This is a genomic window from Streptomyces sp. NPDC041784, from assembly GCF_055591025.1.
In genome coordinates, this window is sequence record NZ_JBVJAB010000007.1 from 334,780 (window position 1) to 356,549 (window position 21,770).

19 protein-coding genes and 5 pseudogenes are annotated in these 21,770 nt (G+C 68.3%); 13 read left to right on the forward strand and 11 right to left on the reverse strand.

Annotation, left to right across the window (positions count from 1 at the left end; translation table 11 throughout):
* The first annotated feature begins 108 nt into the window (after nucleotides 1–108).
* Together ACZ6D7_RS18045 and ACZ6D7_RS18050 are read left to right on the forward strand one after the other, a co-directional pair.
* On the forward strand, nucleotides 109–912 hold the full coding sequence (locus tag ACZ6D7_RS18045; protein WP_469491371.1) for a hypothetical protein: 804 nt from the start codon (nucleotides 109–111) through the stop codon (nucleotides 910–912).
* Nucleotides 913–1,240: 328 nt separating this feature from the next.
* Nucleotides 1,241–1,480, forward strand: a complete 240-nt coding sequence (locus ACZ6D7_RS18050) for a hypothetical protein (RefSeq protein WP_469491373.1) — start codon at nucleotides 1,241–1,243, stop codon at nucleotides 1,478–1,480.
* Nucleotides 1,481–1,524: 44 nt separating this feature from the next.
* On the opposite strand, the gene ACZ6D7_RS18055 is transcribed toward ACZ6D7_RS18050, so the two are convergent.
* Complete coding sequence (locus tag ACZ6D7_RS18055; RefSeq protein ID WP_469491561.1) at nucleotides 1,525–2,433, reverse strand: GlxA family transcriptional regulator; 909 nt, start codon at nucleotides 2,431–2,433, stop codon at nucleotides 1,525–1,527.
* Between the two features lie 130 nt (nucleotides 2,434–2,563).
* Here ACZ6D7_RS18055 and ACZ6D7_RS18060 point away from each other — a divergent pair, with 130 nt between their 5' ends.
* Nucleotides 2,564–3,157: an MBL fold metallo-hydrolase gene (locus ACZ6D7_RS18060; protein WP_469491375.1), complete on the forward strand. Its 594-nt coding sequence runs from the start codon at nucleotides 2,564–2,566 to the stop codon at nucleotides 3,155–3,157.
* A gap of 401 nt (nucleotides 3,158–3,558) precedes the next feature.
* On the opposite strand, the pseudogene ACZ6D7_RS18065 reads toward ACZ6D7_RS18060, so the two are convergent.
* Nucleotides 3,559–3,677: pseudogene (locus ACZ6D7_RS18065) on the reverse strand (IS5/IS1182 family transposase); the annotation flags it as partial.
* A 191-nt stretch (nucleotides 3,678–3,868) separates the two neighbouring features.
* On the opposite strand from ACZ6D7_RS18065, the gene ACZ6D7_RS18070 reads away from it, so the two are divergent.
* The gene (locus tag ACZ6D7_RS18070) at nucleotides 3,869–4,516 is read left to right on the forward strand and encodes a tetratricopeptide repeat protein (protein ID WP_469491377.1); all 648 of its coding nucleotides are present in this window, start codon (nucleotides 3,869–3,871) and stop codon (nucleotides 4,514–4,516) included.
* Nucleotides 4,517–4,730: 214 nt separating this feature from the next.
* Here the strand turns inward: ACZ6D7_RS18070 and ACZ6D7_RS18075 are convergent, their stop codons facing one another.
* Nucleotides 4,731–5,207: a DUF4265 domain-containing protein gene (locus ACZ6D7_RS18075; RefSeq protein ID WP_469491378.1), complete on the reverse strand. Its 477-nt coding sequence runs from the start codon at nucleotides 5,205–5,207 to the stop codon at nucleotides 4,731–4,733.
* A gap of 224 nt (nucleotides 5,208–5,431) precedes the next feature.
* Here ACZ6D7_RS18075 and ACZ6D7_RS18080 point away from each other — a divergent pair, with 224 nt between their 5' ends.
* Together ACZ6D7_RS18080 and ACZ6D7_RS18085 are read left to right on the forward strand one after the other, a co-directional pair.
* Nucleotides 5,432–6,508, forward strand: a complete 1,077-nt coding sequence (locus ACZ6D7_RS18080) for an NAD(P)H-dependent amine dehydrogenase family protein (RefSeq protein ID WP_469491380.1) — start codon at nucleotides 5,432–5,434, stop codon at nucleotides 6,506–6,508.
* Between the two features lie 2 nt (nucleotides 6,509–6,510).
* Nucleotides 6,511–6,999: a carboxymuconolactone decarboxylase family protein gene (locus ACZ6D7_RS18085; RefSeq protein ID WP_469491382.1), complete on the forward strand. Its 489-nt coding sequence runs from the start codon at nucleotides 6,511–6,513 to the stop codon at nucleotides 6,997–6,999.
* Between the two features lie 107 nt (nucleotides 7,000–7,106).
* On the opposite strand, the gene ACZ6D7_RS18090 is transcribed toward ACZ6D7_RS18085, so the two are convergent.
* Complete coding sequence (locus ACZ6D7_RS18090; protein ID WP_469491385.1) at nucleotides 7,107–8,747, reverse strand: GMC oxidoreductase; 1,641 nt, start codon at nucleotides 8,745–8,747, stop codon at nucleotides 7,107–7,109.
* Nucleotides 8,748–9,223: 476 nt separating this feature from the next.
* Between ACZ6D7_RS18090 and ACZ6D7_RS18095 the strand changes: the two genes are divergently transcribed.
* Nucleotides 9,224–9,385, forward strand: a complete 162-nt coding sequence (locus ACZ6D7_RS18095) for a hypothetical protein (RefSeq protein WP_469491387.1) — start codon at nucleotides 9,224–9,226, stop codon at nucleotides 9,383–9,385.
* Between the two features lie 261 nt (nucleotides 9,386–9,646).
* On the opposite strand, the gene ACZ6D7_RS18100 is transcribed toward ACZ6D7_RS18095, so the two are convergent.
* Both ACZ6D7_RS18100 and ACZ6D7_RS18105 read right to left on the reverse strand, forming a co-directional pair.
* Complete coding sequence (locus ACZ6D7_RS18100; RefSeq protein WP_469491389.1) at nucleotides 9,647–10,387, reverse strand: VOC family protein; 741 nt, start codon at nucleotides 10,385–10,387, stop codon at nucleotides 9,647–9,649.
* A 267-nt stretch (nucleotides 10,388–10,654) separates the two neighbouring features.
* A complete protein-coding gene (locus ACZ6D7_RS18105; protein WP_469491391.1) occupies nucleotides 10,655–11,176 on the reverse strand; it encodes a hypothetical protein in 522 nt (173 codons plus the stop codon).
* Nucleotides 11,177–11,382: 206 nt separating this feature from the next.
* Here ACZ6D7_RS18105 and ACZ6D7_RS18110 point away from each other — a divergent pair, with 206 nt between their 5' ends.
* The gene (locus ACZ6D7_RS18110) at nucleotides 11,383–11,580 is read left to right on the forward strand and encodes a hypothetical protein (RefSeq protein WP_469491573.1); all 198 of its coding nucleotides are present in this window, start codon (nucleotides 11,383–11,385) and stop codon (nucleotides 11,578–11,580) included.
* 33 nt (nucleotides 11,581–11,613) lie between these two features.
* Here the strand turns inward: ACZ6D7_RS18110 and ACZ6D7_RS18115 are convergent.
* The 4 genes and pseudogenes from ACZ6D7_RS18115 to ACZ6D7_RS18130 all read right to left on the reverse strand — a co-directional run.
* A pseudogene (locus ACZ6D7_RS18115) lies at nucleotides 11,614–12,137 on the reverse strand (transposase family protein); the annotation flags it as partial.
* Nucleotides 12,138–12,289: 152 nt separating this feature from the next.
* Nucleotides 12,290–13,423 (reverse strand): annotated as a pseudogene (locus tag ACZ6D7_RS18120) (hypothetical protein).
* Between the two features lie 432 nt (nucleotides 13,424–13,855).
* Nucleotides 13,856–15,093, reverse strand: a pseudogene (locus ACZ6D7_RS18125) (AAA family ATPase); the annotation flags it as partial.
* A gap of 12 nt (nucleotides 15,094–15,105) precedes the next feature.
* Nucleotides 15,106–15,642 carry a hypothetical protein gene (locus tag ACZ6D7_RS18130; RefSeq protein WP_469491393.1) on the reverse strand — a complete coding sequence of 179 codons (537 nt, stop codon included), beginning with the start codon at nucleotides 15,640–15,642 and terminating at the stop codon, nucleotides 15,106–15,108.
* A gap of 730 nt (nucleotides 15,643–16,372) precedes the next feature.
* On the opposite strand from ACZ6D7_RS18130, the gene ACZ6D7_RS18135 reads away from it, so the two are divergent.
* From ACZ6D7_RS18135 to ACZ6D7_RS18145, 3 genes and pseudogenes are all read left to right on the forward strand, one after another.
* Nucleotides 16,373–16,711, forward strand: coding sequence for a hypothetical protein (locus ACZ6D7_RS18135; protein ID WP_469491395.1), 339 nt, complete (start codon nucleotides 16,373–16,375; stop codon nucleotides 16,709–16,711).
* A 315-nt stretch (nucleotides 16,712–17,026) separates the two neighbouring features.
* Nucleotides 17,027–17,848, forward strand: coding sequence for a class I SAM-dependent methyltransferase (locus ACZ6D7_RS18140; RefSeq protein ID WP_469491396.1), 822 nt, complete (start codon nucleotides 17,027–17,029; stop codon nucleotides 17,846–17,848).
* Between the two features lie 148 nt (nucleotides 17,849–17,996).
* Nucleotides 17,997–18,769: pseudogene (locus ACZ6D7_RS18145) on the forward strand (IS701 family transposase); the annotation flags it as partial.
* 385 nt (nucleotides 18,770–19,154) lie between these two features.
* On the opposite strand, the gene ACZ6D7_RS18150 reads toward ACZ6D7_RS18145, so the two are convergent.
* Nucleotides 19,155–20,144 carry an RNA-binding protein gene (locus ACZ6D7_RS18150; RefSeq protein ID WP_469491398.1) on the reverse strand — a complete coding sequence of 330 codons (990 nt, stop codon included), beginning with the start codon at nucleotides 20,142–20,144 and terminating at the stop codon, nucleotides 19,155–19,157.
* A 466-nt stretch (nucleotides 20,145–20,610) separates the two neighbouring features.
* On the opposite strand from ACZ6D7_RS18150, the gene ACZ6D7_RS18155 reads away from it, so the two are divergent.
* Together ACZ6D7_RS18155 and ACZ6D7_RS18160 are read left to right on the forward strand one after the other, a co-directional pair.
* A complete protein-coding gene (locus tag ACZ6D7_RS18155) occupies nucleotides 20,611–21,129 on the forward strand; it encodes a DUF2716 domain-containing protein (RefSeq protein ID WP_469491400.1) in 519 nt (172 codons plus the stop codon).
* Nucleotides 21,130–21,425: 296 nt separating this feature from the next.
* The gene (locus ACZ6D7_RS18160; RefSeq protein ID WP_469491402.1) at nucleotides 21,426–21,767 is read left to right on the forward strand and encodes an ArsR/SmtB family transcription factor; all 342 of its coding nucleotides are present in this window, start codon (nucleotides 21,426–21,428) and stop codon (nucleotides 21,765–21,767) included.
* Nucleotides 21,768–21,770 lie beyond the last annotated feature (3 nt).

The following is a 21,770-nucleotide window of genomic DNA, read 5'->3' on the forward strand; positions in this document are numbered from 1 at the left end:
GCGCCTGTCGGGCGGGTGCGAGTGTCAGGCGGGAATCTGCCGGGCCGGACGTGGTCGGGCCGGACTTGGCCGAGCCGAAACTCAGTGCAGTGCGCTTCACTGTCCGCCATGGAGCTCACACAAGCGACCGTCAACGACCTGCTGGCGCAACTCGACCCGGGAGACGGCTACACGTACCTGCCCGACGACCTGAACCCGCAGGACCTGACCGACCTGCTCGACAGCAGGTACGGCGCCCCTCGCACCCTCGTCCTCGACGGCTTCACCGATCCGACGGTCGACGAGTCCAGGGGCGCGGCTCTCCTCGTCCCCTTCGAGGACCGGGCCGTGACGATACGGGCGTGGGCGTACGGAAATCAGTGGGTCGGCACGGGTACGGCGCGGGACCCCGAGGGAGCCGAGCGGCTGGTGTTGGTTGTCGCTCACAGGGAGGTGCCAGGACCCTTGGCGGTCGCTCCGGACGAGGACGAGGACGTCGACTGGATGGAGCGGCTCAGACGGATCACCGGCTGGACAGAGCCCGCCCAGCGGCCAGACGTGGACTGGGCGAAGGTGGAGTCGCGCCTGGGCAGCGCACTGCCGAGCGACTACAAGCGCATGGTCGAGACGTTCGGCGAGGGCGCCTTCGACGGATACCTCGCCCTGAACCAGGAGCCGTGGACGCGTCTCAGGGAGGACGGATTGCTCATCTGGGCGGGCACTGAGCACGAGGACCTGTACTGCTGGAGGGCCGACAGCGAGGACCCCGACCGCTGGCCCGTCGTGGTCCAGTCCTTCGACGGCGAGGACGTCCTCTTCGACTGCCAGGCCGCGGAGTTCGTCTGCCGCATTCTCACTGACCCGCACCACCCGTTCACGATGGCCCGCTATTTCGACACTCACTGGTTCATGAACTACAGGGAGCGCGGCTGACCGAAGCCCGCCGCCAACAGCCTCCGCAGCCTGGTGGGCGGTGCCTTCGGGGAAACAGAGCAGGAACACAGCCGTCTGCAGTGCGGTCGGAGACGATGCCGGCGATGGCGCGGTAGGTGTCGGGCGGGCTTCTTCGCCAGTCGGGGATCCCGCGCATCCCCGCTCGGCCAGGAGCGCAGGCATCTCCACGCATCTCCCCGATCGCGCGGGTGATGGTGGAACGGTCGACGCCGAACAGCAGCCTGGGCACAGCGTGCGGGAGGTCGTGCCGAAGAGGGGCGTGAGGCGGTCTCCCTCGCTGGGTTCGCCGTCCCCTGCCGCCTGCCGTATGGCCACCGGCGCGCTGGTGCCGCAGACCGTGCGGCTCGGCGGGGTGGACTTCCTCGCCGTCGCCGGCCGGGAAGGCGGGGGCCAGCCGTGCGGGAGGCGGGCCCGGTCCACCGAGCGGCTGGTGGCGGCCGCGGTCCGTTCGATGCCGGTTCGTGCCGCGGCCTGGTGCCTGCGGGAGTGGGGGGCCTTGCCCGGATCGGCGTCAGCCCGCTTTGCCCGCTTTGCCTGTGTGGCCTGAGCGGCCTGAGCGGCCTGATTGGCTTGCTTGGCTCGCCTTGTTCGTCAGGGCGTGTTCGTGAAGGAGCGGCGGTAGGAGCGGGGCGGTACTCCCCGGCGGCGCACGAACTGTTCGCGCAGGACGGCCGCGCTTGCGTATCCGACGCGGTGGGCGATTTCCTCGACGGGCAGGTCTGTGGTCTCCAGGAGTTCCTCGGCACTGCTCAGACGCAGACTCCGCAGCCAGGCGTGGGGGGTGGTTCCGGTCGCGGCGGTGAAGCGACGGGCGAAGGAGCGTTTGCTCATCACGGCGCGCCGGGCCAGTTCCGCGACGGGAAGCGGCTGGTGGAGGTTCTCGCGGGCCCAGCTGAGTACCTCGGTGAGACGGTCGTCGCGGCAGTCTTCGGGGACGGGGGCGGCCAGGTACTGTGCCTGTCCGCCGTCGCGGTGGGAGGGCAGCACCACGTCCCGCGCGACGGTGTTGGCCATCGCGGCTCCGTACTCCCGCCTGAGCAGGTGCAGGCAGAGATCGAAGCCCGCGGCGGCTCCCGCGCCCGTGATGATGCGTCCTTCGTCGATGTAGAGGGCGTCGGGTTCGACGGTGACGTCCGGGTGGCGGCTGGCGAGCAGGTCGGCGAACCGCCAGTGGGTGGTGGCCCGCCGGCCGTCGAGCAGTCCGGCGGAGGCGAGCGCGAAGGCGCCGACGCAGTGGGCCGTGACCAGTGAGCCGCGCTCGTGTGCGGCCGACAGCGCGTCGAGCACGGCGGGCGCGGGTGGCGTGCGGAATCCGGCCCATGGCAGGGCGATGACCAGATCGGCGGAGGCGAGCCGGTCCAGGCCGTGCGTGACGGTGAGCGGTATGCCGAGGTCGGTGGGGACCGGCCCGGGCCGGTCGGTGCACAGGGCGAAGTCGAAGCCGGGCAGTGTCGGGCCGTGCGGGCCGAAGACCTCGGCGACGATGCCGACGGCGAGCATGCCGACTCCGGGCGGGGTGTACGCGGCGACGGTGACGAAGGGAGGCACACGCGCAGTGTGGCACTAAACCTGTGATCAGCGGCAGCTGTGCCACTCGTGAACGGTCGTCTTGCCTGGAAGGGTTGAGGCCATGACAGACGCACCGCTCGGCCGCAGCGCCGTGTACACGATCCTGACCACCGGATACGTCGGCTCCACCGGCCCCGGAGTCGCCGCCACCGTCTCCTACATATCCGACGCCGGCCGGCATGTGATCTTCGACCCGGGCATGGTGGCGAGTCGCGACCATATCCTCGGCCCGCTCGAGGAAATGGGACTCGGCCCGGACGACATCACCGATGTGGTGCTCAGCCACCACCACCCGGACAACACCATGAACGTAGGCCTGTTCGGACGGGCCCGGGTACACGACCACAAGGTGGAGTACCTCGGCGATCAGTGGACGAACCGGGATGCCGAGGGCTACGAACTCACCCCGTCGCTACGGCTGATCCGCACCCCGGGCCACAGCGCCGAGGACATCACCCTGCTGGCGGGCACGGACTCGGGCGTGGTCGCCTTCGCCGGTGACCTGTGGTGGCACGCGAACGGCCCGGCGGACGACCCGGTGGCCCCCGACCGTGAGGTGTTGCGCGCCTCCCGTCTCCGGGTGCTGACCGCCGCGGATCTGATCGTGCCCGGCCACGGCGGCCCGTTCAAGGCCGACGACACCACGCCACGCTAGTGTCCTGCGCTGGAAAACCCTTGGCGGAGGCGGGCGAGGGAGCCGGGGCGGGGGCAGCGTTCTCGTGTGTGTGGGGGAGTGCTGGGGCCCGCCGTCCCCGCGCCGGGCCGGTGTCCTGCGCCCGGCCGCGGAGTGTCGGGCGAGGGACTTCCGGCCCGCGCGCGGTTGTACGAAGTACGGCGCGCGGGAGAGGCAGGGGCCGTTGCGGGTGGCAGGCTCCGTGCCAGGCGGGGGCCGGTCCGGGCGCGCGGGCGGCGCAGCGCGTGCCATCGATGACTGCTCGCGAAGACCTGGGGGCTAAAGCGTGTTGCAGTTGTGGCAGCTTGTGATCTGGCAGGTCAGGGCCCGGGTTGAGTGTTCTGATCATGTGGCGGGGGCCAGGTTGTGGGCGACGGCCTGGCCCGATCGGCCAGCGGCAGACACCACGGGCGGCCGCCCCCGGGCCCGTTACCGCCCCGCTCCCGCACCACCGCAACAAGCCTTCGAACTGCCGCATCCGCAGCTCCGTGACCGTCTCCATCCACAAGCTGTCTGAACCCGGAAGACCGGACTGACGGTCGGCGCAGGCTGACGGTTCGGGACCGTGCCCCGGATTCTCTCCAGGCTCGCGGACGATGGGGAGCTTGAGGGTCACCCTGGAAATTGCCGAGTTCCACAGGGAGCTCGGAGATAGCCTCAGCACGCGAATCGTCAGATGGGGAGGGGCAGGGCATGCCGGGGCAGGACTGGATCGAACGTGCGGGAGAGTTGTTCGGGGCGGCGATGTTCGGAGGGGACACTTCCGCGCTGGACCGGTCCGATGACGAGTTGGACGCGATCGAGGCACCGCTCTCCATGGCGCGGGGCAAGGTTTTGCACGTCCGCTTCCTGAACGACCGCCAAGAGAACAGCCAGGAACTGGTGCTGTTCGAGCGCGCTGCCGAGTTGTACCAGCGTCTGGGTGACGCGTCGGGTGAGGCGGACGCGTTGTTCTGGGTCGGCTGCTGGCATCAGGTGGTGAAGGGCGATGGCGCCACCGGCAGGCCGTACTTCGAGCGGTCGTACACGCTGGCGAAATCCGTCGACGACCGGATGACAATGTCCTACGCGACACGCCATCTCGGCTTCGCCGACAAGGACGCAGGCCAGTTTGATCAGGCCCGCGAGCGGTTGACCGAATCGGTGACGCTGCGCCGGGAGATCGGGTTCGAGCCCGGGGAAGCGGCCGGCCTGGTGGCGCTGGCCTACCTCGCGGCCGAGACCGGCGATCGGTCGACGGCGCTCGGCCACCTAGATGAGGCCGAGTCGGTCGCCGAGAGGTGTGATGCCAAGGCTGTGTTGGGGTGGATTGCGCAGGCCCGCACACACATCCACCCCTAGGATCTGTGGACAGGTGCTGGTCACAGCCATTCGTTGAGGACTGCGACCAGTACGGTCGCCTCGTAGCGGACGGCAAGCTTGTCGTACCTCGTGGCCACGGCTCGGTGACGCATGGGACGGTTGATCCACATTCGACAGCGTGCCGCTCGGGGTAACCCCACGGGCGTGATCAGCCAGGACCGAAATCCACTTCCGTAACAGGCGCCAGGAGAGGTCAGGCGTTCCACCACGCATCCGTGCCGCACCCGATTTCGTAGTGCCACCAGCCCTCCTTCTGCCCATGAGCCAGAAGCGCCTTGATCCCGGCGAAGTCCGCGTCGGCCGGTACGGTGAGGGCCACCAGAGGAAAGTCCGCGCTGAAAACCTCGCCTCCGAGCGCGAATGCGGAGAGGCGCTGGTGCACCGCCTGGGGGCTGCGGCCCAGCGGACCCGTGGGGACGGGCAGCACACGGATCGTGCAGTTGCCGGAGGAGCTGACCCGCTCCTCGGCCCAGTGGAGCCCTTCGGCGTCGGTCCGGAACCGTACGACGTCGCCCTCAGCCACCCCGTTCTGAAGGAAGGGGGTGTTTTGCACGCTGGCCGTGTCGACACTGGTCCTCCTCGCCCACAGGCCCTCGGTGTCCTGCGGCAGCCAGCCCTCACGAGGGACGAACCGGAACCAGACTTTGACCTTTTCGGCCGTGTTCTCCATGACTGCCATCATGCGTCGCCCGTCGACAGTGCTTTGCACCGGGGCTGAGCTGGGCATCAACCTTCGCTGCCACGGAACAGCAAGCGTCGAGAGCACACGTTCAAGGCACGCGCCCAGCCGCCGGTCAGGCACGATCGGGCCCACGTCGGCTCGCTGCGGCCCTGGGATCCGATTCCTTGTGCACGGCTATGGGAACTTTTAGGGCGCATCGTTACCCTCCGCCCATGATTCCCACGGTGGTTTGGGGCACGGGCAACGTCGGGCGCGCGGCCATTCGAGCGGTTGCGGCGCATCCGCTGCTCAGCCTGGTGGCGGTGCTGGTGTCGAGTCCCGCCAAGGTCGGCAGGGACGCGGGCGAGCTCGGCGGACTCGGCCGGCGCCTCGGGGTGGCGGCGACGGACGATGTGGACGGGGTCCTCTCCGCGGCCCCTCGCGCGGTCGTGTACGCGGCGTCCGGTGACGTCCGCCCGGACGGCGCGATCGAGGACATCAGCCGCGCGCTCCGCGCCGGCGCGCTGGTCGTCACACCGTCCCTGTACGGCATGTACGACTGCACGAACGCACCGGACGAGATCCGCGACGTGTTGCTCGCGTCCGTCGAGGCCGGAGGCGGCTCGCTGTTCGTGTCGGGAGTGGACCCCGGTTGGGCCAACGACGTGCTTCCGCTGCTGGTCAGCGGGCTGGGATCCGACATCGACGCCGTCCGCTGCCAGGAGATCTTCGACTACTCGACGTACGACCAGGACGAAGCGGTCCGCCACCTGATCGGTATGGGACATCCGCTGGACTATCAGCCGCTGATGCTTGCCGAGGGCATTCCGACGATGATCTGGGGTGGGCAACTGCGGATGATGGCACGGGCGCTGGGCGTCGAACTGGACGGCATCGAGGAGACCTTGGAACGCCGTCCCCTTGAGACGTCTGTCGTCACCGACACGATGGGGGAGTTCTCGGCCGGTACCCAGGGAGCTGTACGCCTGGAGGTGCAGGGCGTGGTGGAGGGCGAGCCCCGCATCGTCATCGAGCACGTCACCCGTATTCACGCCACCTGCGCCCCGGACTGGCCGGCACCACCGGACGGCGGGGCGGGCGCACACCGCGTGATCATCGAAGGGCGCCCCCGCATAGAGGTCACGGTCGAGGCCACGGACGAGGGAGAGAACCGAGCCGCCGGCGGCAACGCGACGGCGGCCGGCCGTCTGGTGAATGCCATCGACTGGCTCGTCGAGGCCGAACCGGGTCTCTTCGACGCACTCGACGTCCCGCTGCGCCCCGCGGTGGGCAGACTGGGAAAGAAGTGATCATGCAGATCGACATCCCCCAGGGCGCCGAGCCCATCCCGTACGTCTGGGGTGACATGGTGCCCAAGATCGGTCAGGCGGCCAGCGCCTTCTCCCTGGCCGTCTATGCGTACACGACCCTTGGACTGCGCGAGTTCGAGGCCGCCCGCCTGCGCATCGCGCAGATCAACGGATGCCTGTTCTGCCTGGACTGGCGCACCGAACGCGACGGAGAGAAGGTCGAGGAGGGATTCCTGAACGCGGTCTCGCAGTGGCGGACCACGGACACCTTCGACGAACGGACCCGGCTCGCCGCCGAGTACGCGGAGCGCTACGCACTCGACCATCAGAACTTGGACGCCGACTTCTGGGACCGGATGAAGGCGCACTACAGCCAGGCGGAGATCGTGGAGCTGAGCATGAGCATCGGCTCATGGCTGGCTTTCGGCCGTCTCAATCATGTGCTGGGGCTCGACAGCGTCTGTGTCCTGCCGTCGTCACAGGGCTCTTGACGTACGCGCCGTCGCAGAGCTCCTGATGTGGCACTTCGGCTGCGGGCCGAGGCATTCGCGTCGGCCCGCAGTTGTCCGCACGGCGCCCTGACGGGACACGGGAACGGTCAGAAGTCCTCAGCGATGATCTTCTCGATGTTGCGTTCGGCGAGCGCGGTGATGGTGACGAAGGGGTTGACGCTGACGTTGCCGGGAATCAGCGCTCCATCCATCACGTACAGGCCCGGATGGCCGTGCAGGCGGCCGTAGTTGTCCGTGGCTTGGTTGAGGACGGCTCCACCGAGCGGGTGGTACGTGAGATGGTCGCCCCAGATCTTGTAGGTGCCGAAGAGGTCCGTGCGGTAGATGGTCCCCTCAGTGGCGTTGATCTTGTCAAAGATCGTTTTCGCCATGGTGATCGATGGCTGCTTCCACGCGGTCTGCCAGTTCAGTTCCACGTTCCCGGTCGCCGTGTTCCACGTGAACCGGCCGCGGTGCGGATTGTTCGTGATCGACAGATAGAACGACGCCCAGGTCTCGATCCCGGTCGGCAGCGGCGCCACCTCGGCGAACGCGCCGCCCGCTGCCCAGTTGTCGATGCCCGCCGTCGGGATCGACGACTGGAGCGCTCCGGTCGGGTCCCACAGGTGGTTGGCCCGGCCGCACATGACGTTGCCGTTCTCGCCCCATCCGTTGCCGATCTCGCTGTTGAGGCCGGGCAGCGCGCCCGTCGCCTTCAGACGGACCAGCAGCTTGCTGGTGCCGACGCTTCCCGCGGCGAAGAACACCCGTTGCGCCCGTACGGTCGTGGTGGTGGTGACGGCTCCGCTCGTGTCGAGTTGCTCGATGGTCACGGAGTAGCCGCCGGTGGTGGGGGTCACCGCGGTGACCCTGTGCAGCGGTGAGATGCTGACCCGGCCGGTCGCGCGGGCCTGTGCGAGATAGGTCTTCGGCAGGGACTTCTTGCCGTGGTTGTTGCCGTACAGGATCTCGCCGGCCAGGGCCGACTTGGTCACCGACCCCGCGGCCTCCTGCTTCATGTAGTCCCAGTCGTAGACGGTGGGGACGAACGTGAAGCGGAATCCCGACCGTTGGGCGTGCTTGCGGCCTACGCGCGCGTACTGGTAGCAGTCCGTCGTGTCGAACCAGGCCGGGTCGATCGTGCTGACGCCGAGCGCGCTGTTCGCCCGCGGGTAGTACACGTCGTACATTTCGTCGGCGTCGACCGAGGGAAGCACGTCGGGGAAGCGGCTCCGCTCCGGTGTCACTGCCATGCCGCCGTTGACGAGGGAGCCGCCCCCGACTCCCCGCCCCTGGTACACCACGATGCCGCCCATTTCCTCGGCGTCCAGGATGCCCGTGTACCGCGGCACGTCCCGGTCGAGCGGGAATCCGAGGAAATTGCTCAGGGGCTGCTTGGTCCGTGTGCGAAGCCAGAAGGACCGGTAGTCGGGGTTGGTGGTGTTGGCGAAGATCTTGCCGTCCGTTCCCGGGGTCTCCCAGGCCATGCCCATTTCCACCATGTGGACGTCCACTCCGGCTTGGGCGAGCCGGAGTGCGGTGACGGACCCTCCGTATCCGGTGCCGATCACGAGCGCGGTGACGTCCGCTCCGGGTTCGAGCTGGGCCGCCTCTTGGGGGAGTGCAGTGGCGGTAGGAAGGTCGAATGAACCCAGAGTGACGGCGCCCAAAATAGAACCTGTTCTTTCAATGAAGCGGCGTCGGGATATACCTCTTCCTTCCAGGTTGCTGCATGGTTTGGAGTCCATGGAGATCCTCTTTCTCTCGCGCAAAGGAAACTCGTTCTACTGAAAATCGCAAAATAAGTCACGAGAAACCAGCGGGTAACTTAACTGCTGTATCTGGGTTCCCCGCATCAGGAATGAACCGACAACGCATCCATCTCTTTGGTATCGATTCAAACCCGCGAATCACGTTCTGCAGAACTGATCCCTTTTCGATTTCGCCGCCTGCCGGCGCGACGAAGGATGCGATCATCGCGACGCGGTCGAGGCCTCCCCACGCTCGGGCCACCGGATCGTGATGGCTCGCGCGGTGGTCAGTGCCCTCTGGAGCCAGGGGAATGGGCCAGCGCGCCCTGCTGGTGTGCCGGGTGGAGTGAGGCCCGCTACAGAACCTTCACGGTCCGCGGTTAAGGGCGTGAGCCGTAAAGGCCTTCGGGAGTCGCTGGGAGCGCTCAAGGAAACGAGGTAGGCATACGCGGCCCGTGGAGTCGGCTCGGCGTATGGTCGGGTCTGGGACGGCGCTGGCCGACGAACGAGCCGTCGGCTTCGACGTCACGATCTTCAACCCCCGCCTCGACCCCGAGGGCACGATCGCCGTCCGCCTCGTCGAGTGCCTCCGCCGAGGTTTGTCAGCACGAACCGAGACCGCCCGGAAGAGCTGAGCCCGAGTCGGAGGCGGGTCGACTCCATCAGTAGCGGCCGGGCCCGAGCAGGCCTCGGCGAGCGCGCAAGGCAGCCCGGGACGTCCGTGACGAACCGGCCGTCGAGATGGTGCTCTTGTGGTCGGAGAGCGAGCTGATCCTGCCCCCGACACGCGAGCTCTCGCCGCCCGAGTCGACCGAGCCGCCGCAGCCCGACCCACCCGGGGTCACGGCGCATGAGCACACAAGGCTCACCTGTCGGGGTGTCGTCGAGGCTCCACGTCAGGACGGGGCGAGGACGCAGAACTCGTGGCCCTCCGGGTCCACCAGGCACGTCCACGGGACGTCGCCCTGGCCGAGGTCGAGGTCGGTGGCGCCGAGGGCCCGCAGCCGGGCCACCTCCGCTGCTTTGTCGTCACCGGGGTACGGCAGCAGGTCAAGATGGACGCGGTCCGGCACGGTCTTCACGCCGGGCGTGCGGAGGAACTCGAGATACGGGCCGACACCCTTGGCGGAGCGCAACACCGCATGATCGTCGGTCACCTCGTGCAGGGTCCAGTCCACTGCCTCGCCCCAGAACCGGGCCATGGCCCGCGGATCCGCGCAGTCGACCACCACCAGGGCGATCGGCCCGGTGTCCCAGTAGATCTCCCGAGGCTCCAGCACACAGAACTCGTTGCCCTCAGGGTCGGCGAGGACCGTCCACGGCACAACACCCTGCCCCACGTCGACGGGCGTCGCACCGAGAGCCTGGAGACGCGCGACCAACTCCGCCTGATGGGCCGCAGACATGGTGGCGAGATCGAGGTGCACACGGTTCTTGGTTGTTGTCTTGGGTTCCGGGACGGGAACGACGTCGATGCCCAGGGCGACCGGGTCAGGCCAAACGAGGCCGCCGACGGGTCCGACGTAGGTGGTCACGCCGGGGCAGTAAGCACTCCAGCCGAGCGCCTCCGCCCAGAACCGGCCGACCGCCGAGCAGTCCAGAGCCTTGATGTTCACCTGAACAGGTCGCAGTGCCATGTCGGCGATCCTATGCGCCCGCTCTGCATCGATATCCGCAGGTGGCGTCGCCAGATAGAGATCAACTCTCTGACTAACCCAATGGTCAGCTCGCCAACCAGTGCGCTCAGCCCTGCCAGGTGAACTGCTCACTCGCCAGATGAAAGGCTAAGTCATACGACCGCGACCAGGCCGGGTCGCTCGCCTGACTGCTACGGGAAGTCGAACAGTTCCTCGATGAACGCGAAGAATGAGAAGCATCCCGGCGCAGACGGATTCCAGGTGGGGCTATGAGGCCGCGACGCGGCTGATGGCCGACCGCAGCCAGACCAGCGCGGTGGACCCGAGCGGCCAGGGCCGATCCACTTGGACGCCTGGACGCTGCAGCTTGGACATCGTCGGTGGTGACTTGGTCCGCTTCACCGACCGGGGCGGGTCATCGAGCGGCCCGTGGTGGTCTGCGGGTTCTCGTCCGGCGGCGTGACATCGGCCTGGTTGTCCGCCTTCGCGGCGCCCGGTGCGGGCACTGGCAGTGCCGGAGACGCCGTCGGTCAGCAGACGAGCCTCGGCCTTGTCCCGGAGCAGCCGTTCATTGACGGCACGCCACCAGGGGCTTCCGGGCGCATCGAGGGATTCGGAGGCGAGCACCCCGCGAGCACGCGACCAATGAGTGAAACTCAACTCGGCGTTGCCGTACGGGCGGAGTGCGTCGGAGGAAAGATAGAAATCCCGTGCCAGGGCGAGGCGGTCGGCGGCACTGTTGCGTACAAGTGCCACCTGTCGTTCAGCCTGTGAGGCCGCGTCAGTCACGGCTGCCCGATCGGCTCGGAATCATTCGAGAACCCCAAGAATTCCAGGACCGACGCCCTCGCGAACATCGGTACATTCCGCATGCGGAAAGCGCAGGACCACGGTATCGCGGCGCACGCGATTCACATCGTCATCATGGCGTCCTGAGTTCCGACGGGTCGGCGAACAAGAAACTGCGGATTCCGATTCAAGCGGCAAGGGTGGACATGCCAACGCGACGGTTCGGCGGGATTCTGGTCTTCGGCGTCTTCCTCACGGCGTGCGCGATCGGCTACAGCCGCAACGACGGCACCCCGAGCGTCGCCTGGGATGTGACCGGAGCCGTCGCCGGACTCCCGCTCGCCTTCGTGGTACGGCGCGTCAGGGGACGCTGGCGGACGGCGCCCGATCAGCTGACTCGTTGATTGCCTGGGCCGGTTCCGCACACCGCAAGCGGGGCCGGCCGCGGGATGCCCCGGCCTCAGCCCGGCGGCCAGGCCGGGTTCGGCGGCGAGGAGGTCCAGCAGGCTCTCGCGCTCGTCGGCCTTGGCGCCGGCCAGGGCGAAGGCGACGGGCAGGCCCTGGAGGGTGCACACCAAGTGCAGCCGCAGGCCCCAGAAGAAGCGGCTGTGACTGGCGCAGTACCCGTACTCGGCCCGACCGGCCAGGTCGGAACGTTTGACGGTCTCGCGGGAACGGCCGCACTCCGGTGTGGAGTCCACGACCCACACGTCGTCGCTCCACACAGAGGTGTAGCCGGCAGGCGGGTGACCCTGCGAAGCAGGTCGGCGCTCTTGCGCAGCCGCTTGTTGCAGCCGGGCTGCTTGGGCAAGTAAGGGAAGAGATGCCACAGGTGGGAACGGGCGTGGCGAAGCCGCCTCGCCTCAGCGGTGAAGCCGAGCATGGCCTGCACCATTGCCAGTGTGACCAGCTCGGCGTCGGTGAGCTGCGGGGCGATACCCACGGCCGCCCGCCATGCCATGCGCGCAGCCAATCCCTTGAATCGATCATCTAGTTAAGCGGGCGTGGGCTGGTCCGAAGGACGCCCCGTGAAGCCCGAACTCCGGCACGCCAGCCAGCGGTGAGCGGCGATGCCAGCACACACGCCCGGGAGTCGTTTGCGCCGGTATCGGTTCACGTCGAGGGCCAGTCACCGTGGTCGTCTTGGAGCATATGGCGACGTTCCTGTTCGCGCTTGGAGTAGGCGGCTGCGCGGATCGCCTCGTCGCTCTCCAATCCTGATCCCAGCGCGCCGCCCACGGTGGCGACCGAAGCGACGAACCAGGACAACGTCAAGTATTCCGTGGCGTGCAGCGGGGTTCGTGTCATGGAAGCGAACACTCGGTCGTTGAGGATGAACAGCGCTCACGCCAAGTTGATGACGATCAAGCCTCCGTAGCAGACGAGCACACCGATACCCACGGTCATGACCGTCGAGGCGTTGTAGAGCCTCGCCCTCTGCCTCGCCTCCGGCGAGCCCTCTGTTGATCGATGCCACAGCTCCCCGTCTACGATCAGCCAGCCGATCATGAGCCTGACGGACCCGACCATGGCGATCACGAGGCGTGGCGCGCTCAGGGCCCCAGCGAGGCTCCAGGTGGTGGAGTCCAGGGTGGCGATGGCCCCCGTGGCGAGTGCGGCCGCCAGGGCTTTCGACAAGGCCGGTACCAACCGCCACGGCCGGTTGGCGCGGACCATACCGACGAGCACCCGCAGGTAACCGCGCAGCCCGCTGACGACGTACCGAAGATCGGCGGTCTCCTCCGCACCGACCGGGTGCAGGTGGATAGGCGCGAAACGATGGGCAAAGGGCCCCAGCAGCGGCTGACTCTGCGGAGGTCCTTCAGCCCCAGTGGCCTGCGGACCCGCCAAGCCGAGCACGGCTTCTTCCACGGCCCGCCGGGCCCTGGTCTGCAGCCGCAGGCCCCCCAGCGAAGGAAGAGACAGCAGCGCCAAGCCGTGTTCGTGACTCAGATTCACAACGAGCTTGTGCCCGTGTGAGTGCAGCGGAAGGTCGGTGAGAGCCACGACGATGTCCCAGTTCTCCGCACTTCCGCGGTCCATGATCCGGCGCATCAAGGTGGACAGGTCCTCGGTCCCTGCGGTGAAGGGCTCACTGACCACCTCGACGTCGAATCGTCGCCCCTGGCCCGACTTGTCGGCGAGCCGAGTAGGAAGGGTCTGGGCCAAGCGCTGCGCGATCTCCGTCGGCACGTCCGGATCCGCCAGGAGAGCCACGACCGTAACGCCCTGAGACGACGCCCGCATGACTCGACCCTTTCTCGTCGGCTGCTCCGCGATCGCGAGTGCCCACAGGATGCCCTCGAGGTAACGTCGACGCTGCGTGACACGCTGGCCTCCGCCAGCAGGTGCAGGCGGTACGGCCAGATCTACTCTTCGTCCCAGTACAGGGCCTGCTCCCACCATCGGGCCACGATCGCGTGCGCTACCGCGAACACCCGCTCCGGCCCCACCTTGGCCCGCACCGCACCGCACGGCCGAGCCACCGGCCACCCCGTCGGTGTTGCCGGACTCCGGCATCAGCGCTCCCAAAATGCCGAGGGCCGTTCCCCTCAGCCGGTGGGCGACGCGCATCAGACTAAGCATGGACAGCGACAGCAGTGCCGCGTGGGAGGGCGCTGCCGCCGGGACCGGAGCCCGGTGGTGCGGCGCGGGGCGGAACTGCAGAGGCGGGCCTTGGAGGGCCTCGCGAATGGCCGTGAGCCGCACACCTCTGGAACGGGACGTCGTGGGTCCGAGGAAGAGGAAGCTGCCGGTGGGCCGGTCGGGGTCTCCCATGGCCGCCCGGCCGCGGCGCACGGCCTGGGACACGGCGGTGACTGCCTCGTCCTGGCCGACCACCCGCTCGTGCAGGGCCTCTTCGAGCTTCGTGAGCCGCTCGCGCTCGGTCTCGGTGAGCTGGGAGACGGGAATGCCGGTGCGCGCGGAGAGCACATCGGCGATGTCCTCGGGAGCACACTGCCGGCCTCTTCCCGCTCTTCGCCGGCGCCTGCGAGCTCCCGCTCCACCTGCCGGATCTGCTCCTTGAGCTGTGCGGCGCGTTCGTAGTCCTCGGTGCTGACGGCCTCGTCCTTCTCCCTGCGCAGCTTGGTGAGGCGGTCCTCGAGGCTCGCGGTCCCGGTCGGGGCACCGAGGCCGCGCAGTCCCACGCGTGCTCCTGCCTGGTCCATGAGGTCGATCGCCTTGTCGGGCAGGAACCGGTCGGTGATGTAGCGGTCGGACAGGGCGGCCGCGGCGTCCAGGGCCTCGTCCGTGTAACGGACCTGGTGGTGGGCCTCGTAGGAGTCGCGAAGCCCGCTCAGGATCTCGACCGTCTCCTCGACGGTGGGTTCGCGCACCATGACCGGCTGGAAGCGACGTTCGAGCGCGGCGTCCTTCTCGATGTACCGGCGGTACTCGTCGATGGTGGTGGCGCCGACCACGCTGAGGTCGCCCCGGGCGAGCGCGGGCTTGAGAATGTTGCCGGCGTCCATGGCACCCTCGCCGCCCCCGCCGGCGCCGACGACCGTGTGCAGTTCGTCGATGAACACGATGATGCCGCTCTCGGCCTCCGTGACCTCGTCGATCACCTTCTTCAGCCGCTCCTCGAACTCTCCCCGGTACTTGGATCCGGCGACCAGACCGGCCATGTCGAGGCTCACGACGCGGCGGTTGCGCAGGGCCTGGACCTCTTCGGCGACGATCCGCTGTGCCAGTCCTTCGACGATGGCGGGCTTGCCGACGCCGGGATCGCCGATGAGCACGGGGTTGTTCTTGGTGCGCCGGGAAAGGACCTCCACGGTCTGCTCGATCTCCTCGGCCCGGCCGACCACCGGGTCGAGACGTCCGCTGCGGGCCTCGTCGGTGAGGTCGCGCCCGTACTCGTCCAAGGCGGACGTAGGGACGACGTCGTTGGGGCGCTGGCCGCGGCCCGCAGCGGCCCCACTGCGTCAGTGCCCGGCAGCCACCTTCACCAGGGCCACCGCCACGCCGATCGCAGCGTCCACGAGACCGGCCAGCACCGCCCCCAGGGCGCCGCCTCCCATGCGCAGCCCGCCCAGACAGCCCCAGAGGAAGAGAGAGATGACGCCGACGCCCGCTGCCGTCAACAACGCGGCGTGCAAGGACAGGAGGTCCAGCGCGGCCAGGGCGATCAGCACGGTCGGGCCCACCGCGCACGACAGCAGCGGGCTGCTGACATACAGCATGCGGCGCAGCTCGTGACCGGTGGCGAGGTGGCCGTGGACGGTGCGATGCGCCTGCTGGTCGGCGACGAACGCCGCGAGCCACAGCCCCAGAGCGGTCGTCAGGACCGTGGCGATGGCGCCAAGAGAATCAACCTCGCCGTAGGACAGGCCGACCACGACTGCGATCATCGTGATGGTCGCGTAGATGCGCTCCTTCAGACGGTCCACCAGTACACCGGCCTCGGTGCCGGGCGACGGATCTGCTCGTCGGTCGTCCGCCACCTGGTGCCCCTCACTCATCACGGGACGCTGGTCACGCGTCCTTGCCCGGCCGTCGCGGCGCGCGCGGTGTGCGGCGCCATGGTCACGGCCACCAGCATGCCTCGGGCCGACACCCGAAACCGGCAACCACGAGCGCGTGGCCGGAGCCGATCCAGGCCCCGGTCGGCAGGCCGACGACGGTCAGGCAGCGGCGACGTCGATGGACCAGACCCAGACCCAGACCTCGAGCTACCCCGACGCCACCGCGGTGACCGTGGACCGCACGGGCCCGGCGGCGCCGACCGGTCTCGCGGTCGCCGGCGACACGTGGTGGGCCACTCTGGCCTGGCAGCAGGTTGCCGACCGGGTGCCACCGCGTCCACGCCCTCGACGCGCTCGGCAACCCGCCGACGTACGCCGCCCTCACCTTCGCAGGCGGCGGGACCTACCGCGTCTACCGCTCGCCCGGCAAGACTCTCGACCCGGCCGGGCTCACCCGCGTGACCTGCGCCGAGGAGAGCGACGAGACCCGCACCGGCGGCGTCTGTGAGGACTTGGACATGCCCGCGGGCACGTACGTCAGGTACGCGGTCGCCACCGTGGACCCGGCCGGCAACGAGTCGGCACTGTCCGCCGCGCTCATCGTCCGCACCGGCGACCGCGTCACGCCTGGCCCCGTCACCGGACGAGAACGGAGGCCGTTGGCTCGACTGGCCTGGACCTTCGCTGGCACCCGGCACCACGTCCTGCTCGTCGACTCCTGCCCACAGTGCGGCAAGACGCCGACTCCGGCCTCCACCCGTGGGGGCAGACTCCGCGCTCCGGCCACTGCCCCGGCAAAGCCACCGGCCTCGCCGCGCTGGTGGGACCGTGCTGTCGGCACCCCTACTTCCACACCTCGGCAGACGCGATCCAGGAAGACGGCCCCTTCGAGCGGGCTCAGCCTCTGCTCCACCAGTTGCCGCAGACGCCAGCGTCCGCCGAAGCTCTGCCGCTGTACGGCTCCGAGGGGACGACTGCCCAGCAGCTGCTCGTCGACATCAGAGCGCTGGCCGGGATGATCCTCATCCACGGATCCCACGAGGACTTCGGCCCATGTCCCGCCTGATCTGTGGCAGCGTTTTGCCGCCCACCGCTCCGCACCACCTCCACGTGCTGCACGACCGCTGGGCAACCAGCGAACCGACCGGCACTACGCTCCAGCAGACGCCGGCGCTGCTGCGCTGTCGGTGACTGCCGCCATGTGCAACCACGGAGCCGGGGATGCTCGCGCCGTCGGCAAGACCTCGCGATGGCTCACCGAACGCGTCGCCGCGACCGGCCGGGACCTCTAAAACTCCAGTGTGACTTGTTGTAGCTGGTCGCAGCTTTCGTTGTCCTCGATAGGGTGCCGTTTGCCGATCGGGGAGCCGAAGGGGTGCGGATGACCGTGCAGGGCGAGGTCGACATGGCACGCAGTCAGGTGTTCGGTGAGGTGGCTGAGCTCTACGATGCCGCTCGCCCGGGATATTCGGACGCTCTGGTTGCGGAGGTGCTGGCGTACACGGCCCTGGGCGACCGAGCGGCCGTGGAGATCGGCGCGGGGACCGGCAAGGCCACGGTGCTGTTCGCCGCGGTGGGCACGCCGCTGGTGTGCATCGAGCCCGATCCGCGCATGGCGGAGGTACTGCGCCGCAACACCGTGAACTATCCAGGGGTGCGGGTTCATGCCGGCGCTTTTGAGGACTGGCAGCCGGACGGCCGCCGCTTCGGGCTGGCCTTCGCCGCCACGTCCTGGCACTGGACGGATCCGGAGCGGCGTTGGGACCTGGTTCACGCTGCCCTTGCGCCCGGCGGCGGGGTGGCGTTGTTCTGGAACCCGCAGGCGTCCCATGACACGGATTTGCATGCTGCGTTGGCCGATGTCGACGGCCGTAACGGGATTGCCGGTGCACCGCACAGTGAGCTGGCGTCCACCTTCGGTCAGGTGCCCGGGAGCTGGGGCGGGCTACCGTCCGGCTGGCCGGAGGACGAGTGCCGCCGCGACGGTCGCTTCACGGACCTGCGTGCCGTCCGGTATCAGCAGGATCAGTACTACGAAACCGACCACTACCTGGGATACCTGGCTTCACTCTCGTGCTACCGCGTCCTGCCCCCTGACCGGCGCGAGCAGGTCCTCGCTGAGACTGCCCACGTCCTGAACGCCCACGGCGGTGGCATCCACATGGCTTTGTTCAGCGACCTCTTCCTCGCCAGGGTGCGGTAAGCCGGTCCACCTCCGATGCGGGGCCCTGACCGACAACGCAAGGGCCACCGCGTGATCATCAGAAGTTGTGTGGGCTCCTGAGGGTCGCGCGATGGCCGCGGGCCACAACACAGACACGGCCCGCTGGAAGTCGATGTTCGACCAGGCCATGGCTCGCATCGCGAACCCGTTCCGGCGAGTGGAGCCGCGCGCGACGACACGTGCCCTTGTGCTTGGCCTGCTGTGCTGTGTCGAGCGGAAGAACTGCTGGCAGCTGGCCGAGCAGGCCGGCCACGCCTGCCCCGGGCCGATGCATCGGCTCCTGCGAAGCGGCCGATGCATGGTTCCTGCGAAGCGCCCGCTGGAACGCGGACGAGGTCCGTGATGAGGTCCGCGCCTACGTCTTCGAGTACCTCGGCGCCGACGACGGCGTGCTGATCGTCGATGAGACCGGATTTCGTGAAGAAGGGGTCCCGCTCGGCAGGCGTGCAGCGGCAATACACACGCACCGCCGGCCACGTTGACCGTCGGCTCCATCTGCCCGAGGACTCCTGGTGCCAGAACGCCGCACGCCGATCCAGGGCCGGTATACCGGAGCAGGTGGAAGTCGCGGCCAAGCCCGCCCTGGCCGGACAGATGATCGCGGCATCGGTGAACGCGGGGTCACCGCCCGCTGGGTGACCGGCGATGAGGCATACGGCCAAGATCCCGGCCAGCGGAGCCTGCTGGAGTCCCGCCGGATCGGTACGTTCTAGCCGTCGCCCGCAGCACGCGCGCGCGGATCAACCGCGGGCGGACCTCAGTCCGCGCGGACACGGCAGCCGACCGTCTGCCCGCCTCGGCCTGGCACCGTCCAGCGGCGGTATCCATCGGCATCCGCTGGTCCGCCGCAACACCCGCAGGGGAGAACTCGCCTTCTACCTGTGCTTGTCTCCTCGTCGGACGGTCTTCGGCCAGCGGAGGAGCGCTTCATCGATCCCTGGCGCCGGCAGGGCAACGACAGCTGCGGTCGGACCCAAACGCGTCCGCACTCCACGCCCAGCGGTGGTTCTTCCAGGCCCTGATCGGCTACCCGGCACACCGCGCGCACCCAGATCTCGCTACCTGCCAGGGCCGACCCGCACAACATCACGCGCGAACAGCTTCACCAAGCGGTCCCCGCCGGGGACTGCTCCATCGCCAGGCTTGCGAGACGGAGCAGCTGTCCCTCCAGAGCATCGCGGACCGGGAAGGGGTCAGCCAGGCTGCCGTCCGCCTTGCCCTGCTCGAAGAACGCATCACCTTGCGCCGTCCCGGGAGCCGTAGCCGCCAGGGGATGGCACAGAGTTCAGAGTCGACACTTCCACCCGTCGCTGGATGGCTCGGTCTGCCAGCGCGCCCGCAGCACTCCGTCACTGTCCGGCATGACAGCGGTGAACAGAGGGACACGTTCATCGGCGTACACGGACAGGAGCGCTGCAGCGTCGGCATCGGAAATGCGGGCGGCCAGGTCCGGGAACTCGTCATCGTCAGCGACAGCGCTGTGGATCTGGCCGTCCTTCTCCTGCCAGACGCATTCGACGAGGCCCTCGGTGGGGAGGGCGCCGAGGACCGCGGCGATGTCGGAGGACAGGTCCGGCCACACGGCCAGACGGGCGCGGGGGGCAAGCGCGGCGCGCACCGTTTCGATGGTGTCGCTGGTGAGGCGGTGCCATCGCGAGGCGTTTTGGAGGTATTGCTCTTCCAGGAGAGCGGCACGTCCGGCGCTGGCCGCCGATTGCAGGCCGGTCCAGAAGTCGTCGTCGGCCGGTCGCTGGACGCCTTCCTCCTCGGGCTCGAAGTCGTACGGGGAGACGTCCAGGCGCTCTGGGAACAGCCCGAGCTCGCGTGTGCGGGTGAGCGCCTTGTGGCAGGGGCGGCTGCTGCCGATGTAGAGGTACTGGTCCCACCCGACGTGCACCGCGAATGCGCCCTCCACCTCCAGCCGGCACCAGGCGCCGCTGTCGCGCAGCATGAGCCGCACCAGTTCCACCCCGACGTTCAGCGGCACCTCTGCCCCGTCGTGGAAGTCGACAAGACCACTCGGAAAGACTCTGTCGAGACCAAAGCCGTCCATAGGCGGCTCGACGCCGAAATGAGCGAGCGACGAAACCTGCGGCTCGCGGACAGACAGACGGTCGATGCCGGCATCCGCGGCGAACGCCTTGACCGCCTGAAGATAGGCCGCCTCGATCTCGCCGTGATCGCTGATCGTGTCCTCGACGCCGGTGTAGTGCCCGTGATCGTCACGATCGGCGGGGTCGTATTTGGTGACACGGTAGACGTAGGGAAGCTGCACGTCGTCATCTTCCAGCGCTGCCCCAGTGAAGTGCCACGGGATTTGAGACAAGGCATCGGCGCCACCCGCTCTGAATCCCATCCAAAACCTGCTGGTCAGAACGCTGCGTCATGACATGAGCCGCGAGACGCTACACGTTCCACGGCACGGCGGCTGCCCTGCTGTCGGCATACGGGCAGCCGCGTGGCCTCCCGAGGGGAGCCGGGAGGCGCGGCTGGCCGCGCGATCGCCTTCAACAAGCCCAGGCGGCGTGCCGTCGATCCGGGGTGCTGCAGTAGGCGCTGCACTGACCGTGGCCAGCACGGCCTCACCCAGGCCACCGTTCCGGCAGCTCTTCCGGAACGTCATCACAGATTGCCTGCCCGGCCAACGGTCGCTGGTGGGGATCGGCGGTATTGGTTCTGGCAGCAGTTTCGTGAAGTCCACCCAGAGAGTTTCAGGTGGGGCGAGTCGATATTCTCGATGGGTGATCAGGGAAACTGTGGCCGAGCTGCCAGAAGTTGAGTACCGCCGCGTCTGGGACCGCTTCAACACGGAGTTCAGCTTTCGGCCCAGCATGAATCCGTTCAAGTGGCCGGCTATCACGGAGCCTGCCGCGTCGGTCACCTGGAGCCTGGCGACGCTTCCCGACGAGCCTCCTTACGAGCGCCTCGACCGTCTGGTCGGGATAGTCCAGCAGGGGCTGACCTTCTGTGTTGGCCCACATGGCACGCTGTTCGCGCTTGATTGGCAGCACACGTCGTATCGGTTCGCCCCCCAAGAGGTCGGTGGACCCGGGCAGCAGCCTTGGCCCTTGAGCCCGTATCCCGATGGTGACTACTACATCTATCTGTCCGAAGACTTCCGCCTGGGCAGCTTTGGGCACCCTTGGGAAGAGTCACTCTGCCTGTTCGGGCAGGAACTCCTCGACTCCGTATCCGCTGAGGTCGACAAGGTTCTTGGTCTACCGATCCGCAGATCCGGCCAGGCGGTGCGCTCCGTGTAGCGCACTGTCTTGACTCATGGGCTGGTGGGCATCGCGGCCGCCGCTGCTCTGGGGGCCTCAACCCTGCTGGTGCGCCTTCCCGCAGCACCCACGAACCTCGAAGTCGGCACACCCGTCCCTTTTACGGACTCCGTCCTCAACGGCCGCCGCCCCGCATCGCCCAGGTCATCGCTGGTCACGGCCACATCGGAACGACGATGGGACATGCCGCCATCTACCCGACGGACGCCATCGAGGCGCATCGAGCGTTCATCGCCCGGCTTGATGTATTCCGATATGGGAATATGATGGCTGCCATGGCACGAGCAGCGACGACGTCGGACGCGTTCAACGCGATCGCCGAGCCGCAGCGCCGGGACATCCTGGCGTTGCTGCGGGCGGGTGAGTGGCCGGTGACCGACCTGGCCCAGGAGCTGGGGATGAGCCAGCCGCGGGCGTCCAAGCATCTGCGGGTGCTCCGGGAGGTGGGGCTGGTGCGGGTCCGCGGGGTGGGCAAGCAGCGCCTCTACGGCCTGGACGCCCGAGGGCTGCGGCCGGTCCACGAGTGGGTCGGCGGATTCGAGCGGTTCTGGAGCGAGAGTTTCGACCGGCTGGACACCTACGTGCAGGACCTCAAGCAGACACGGCAGGAGGAATGACCG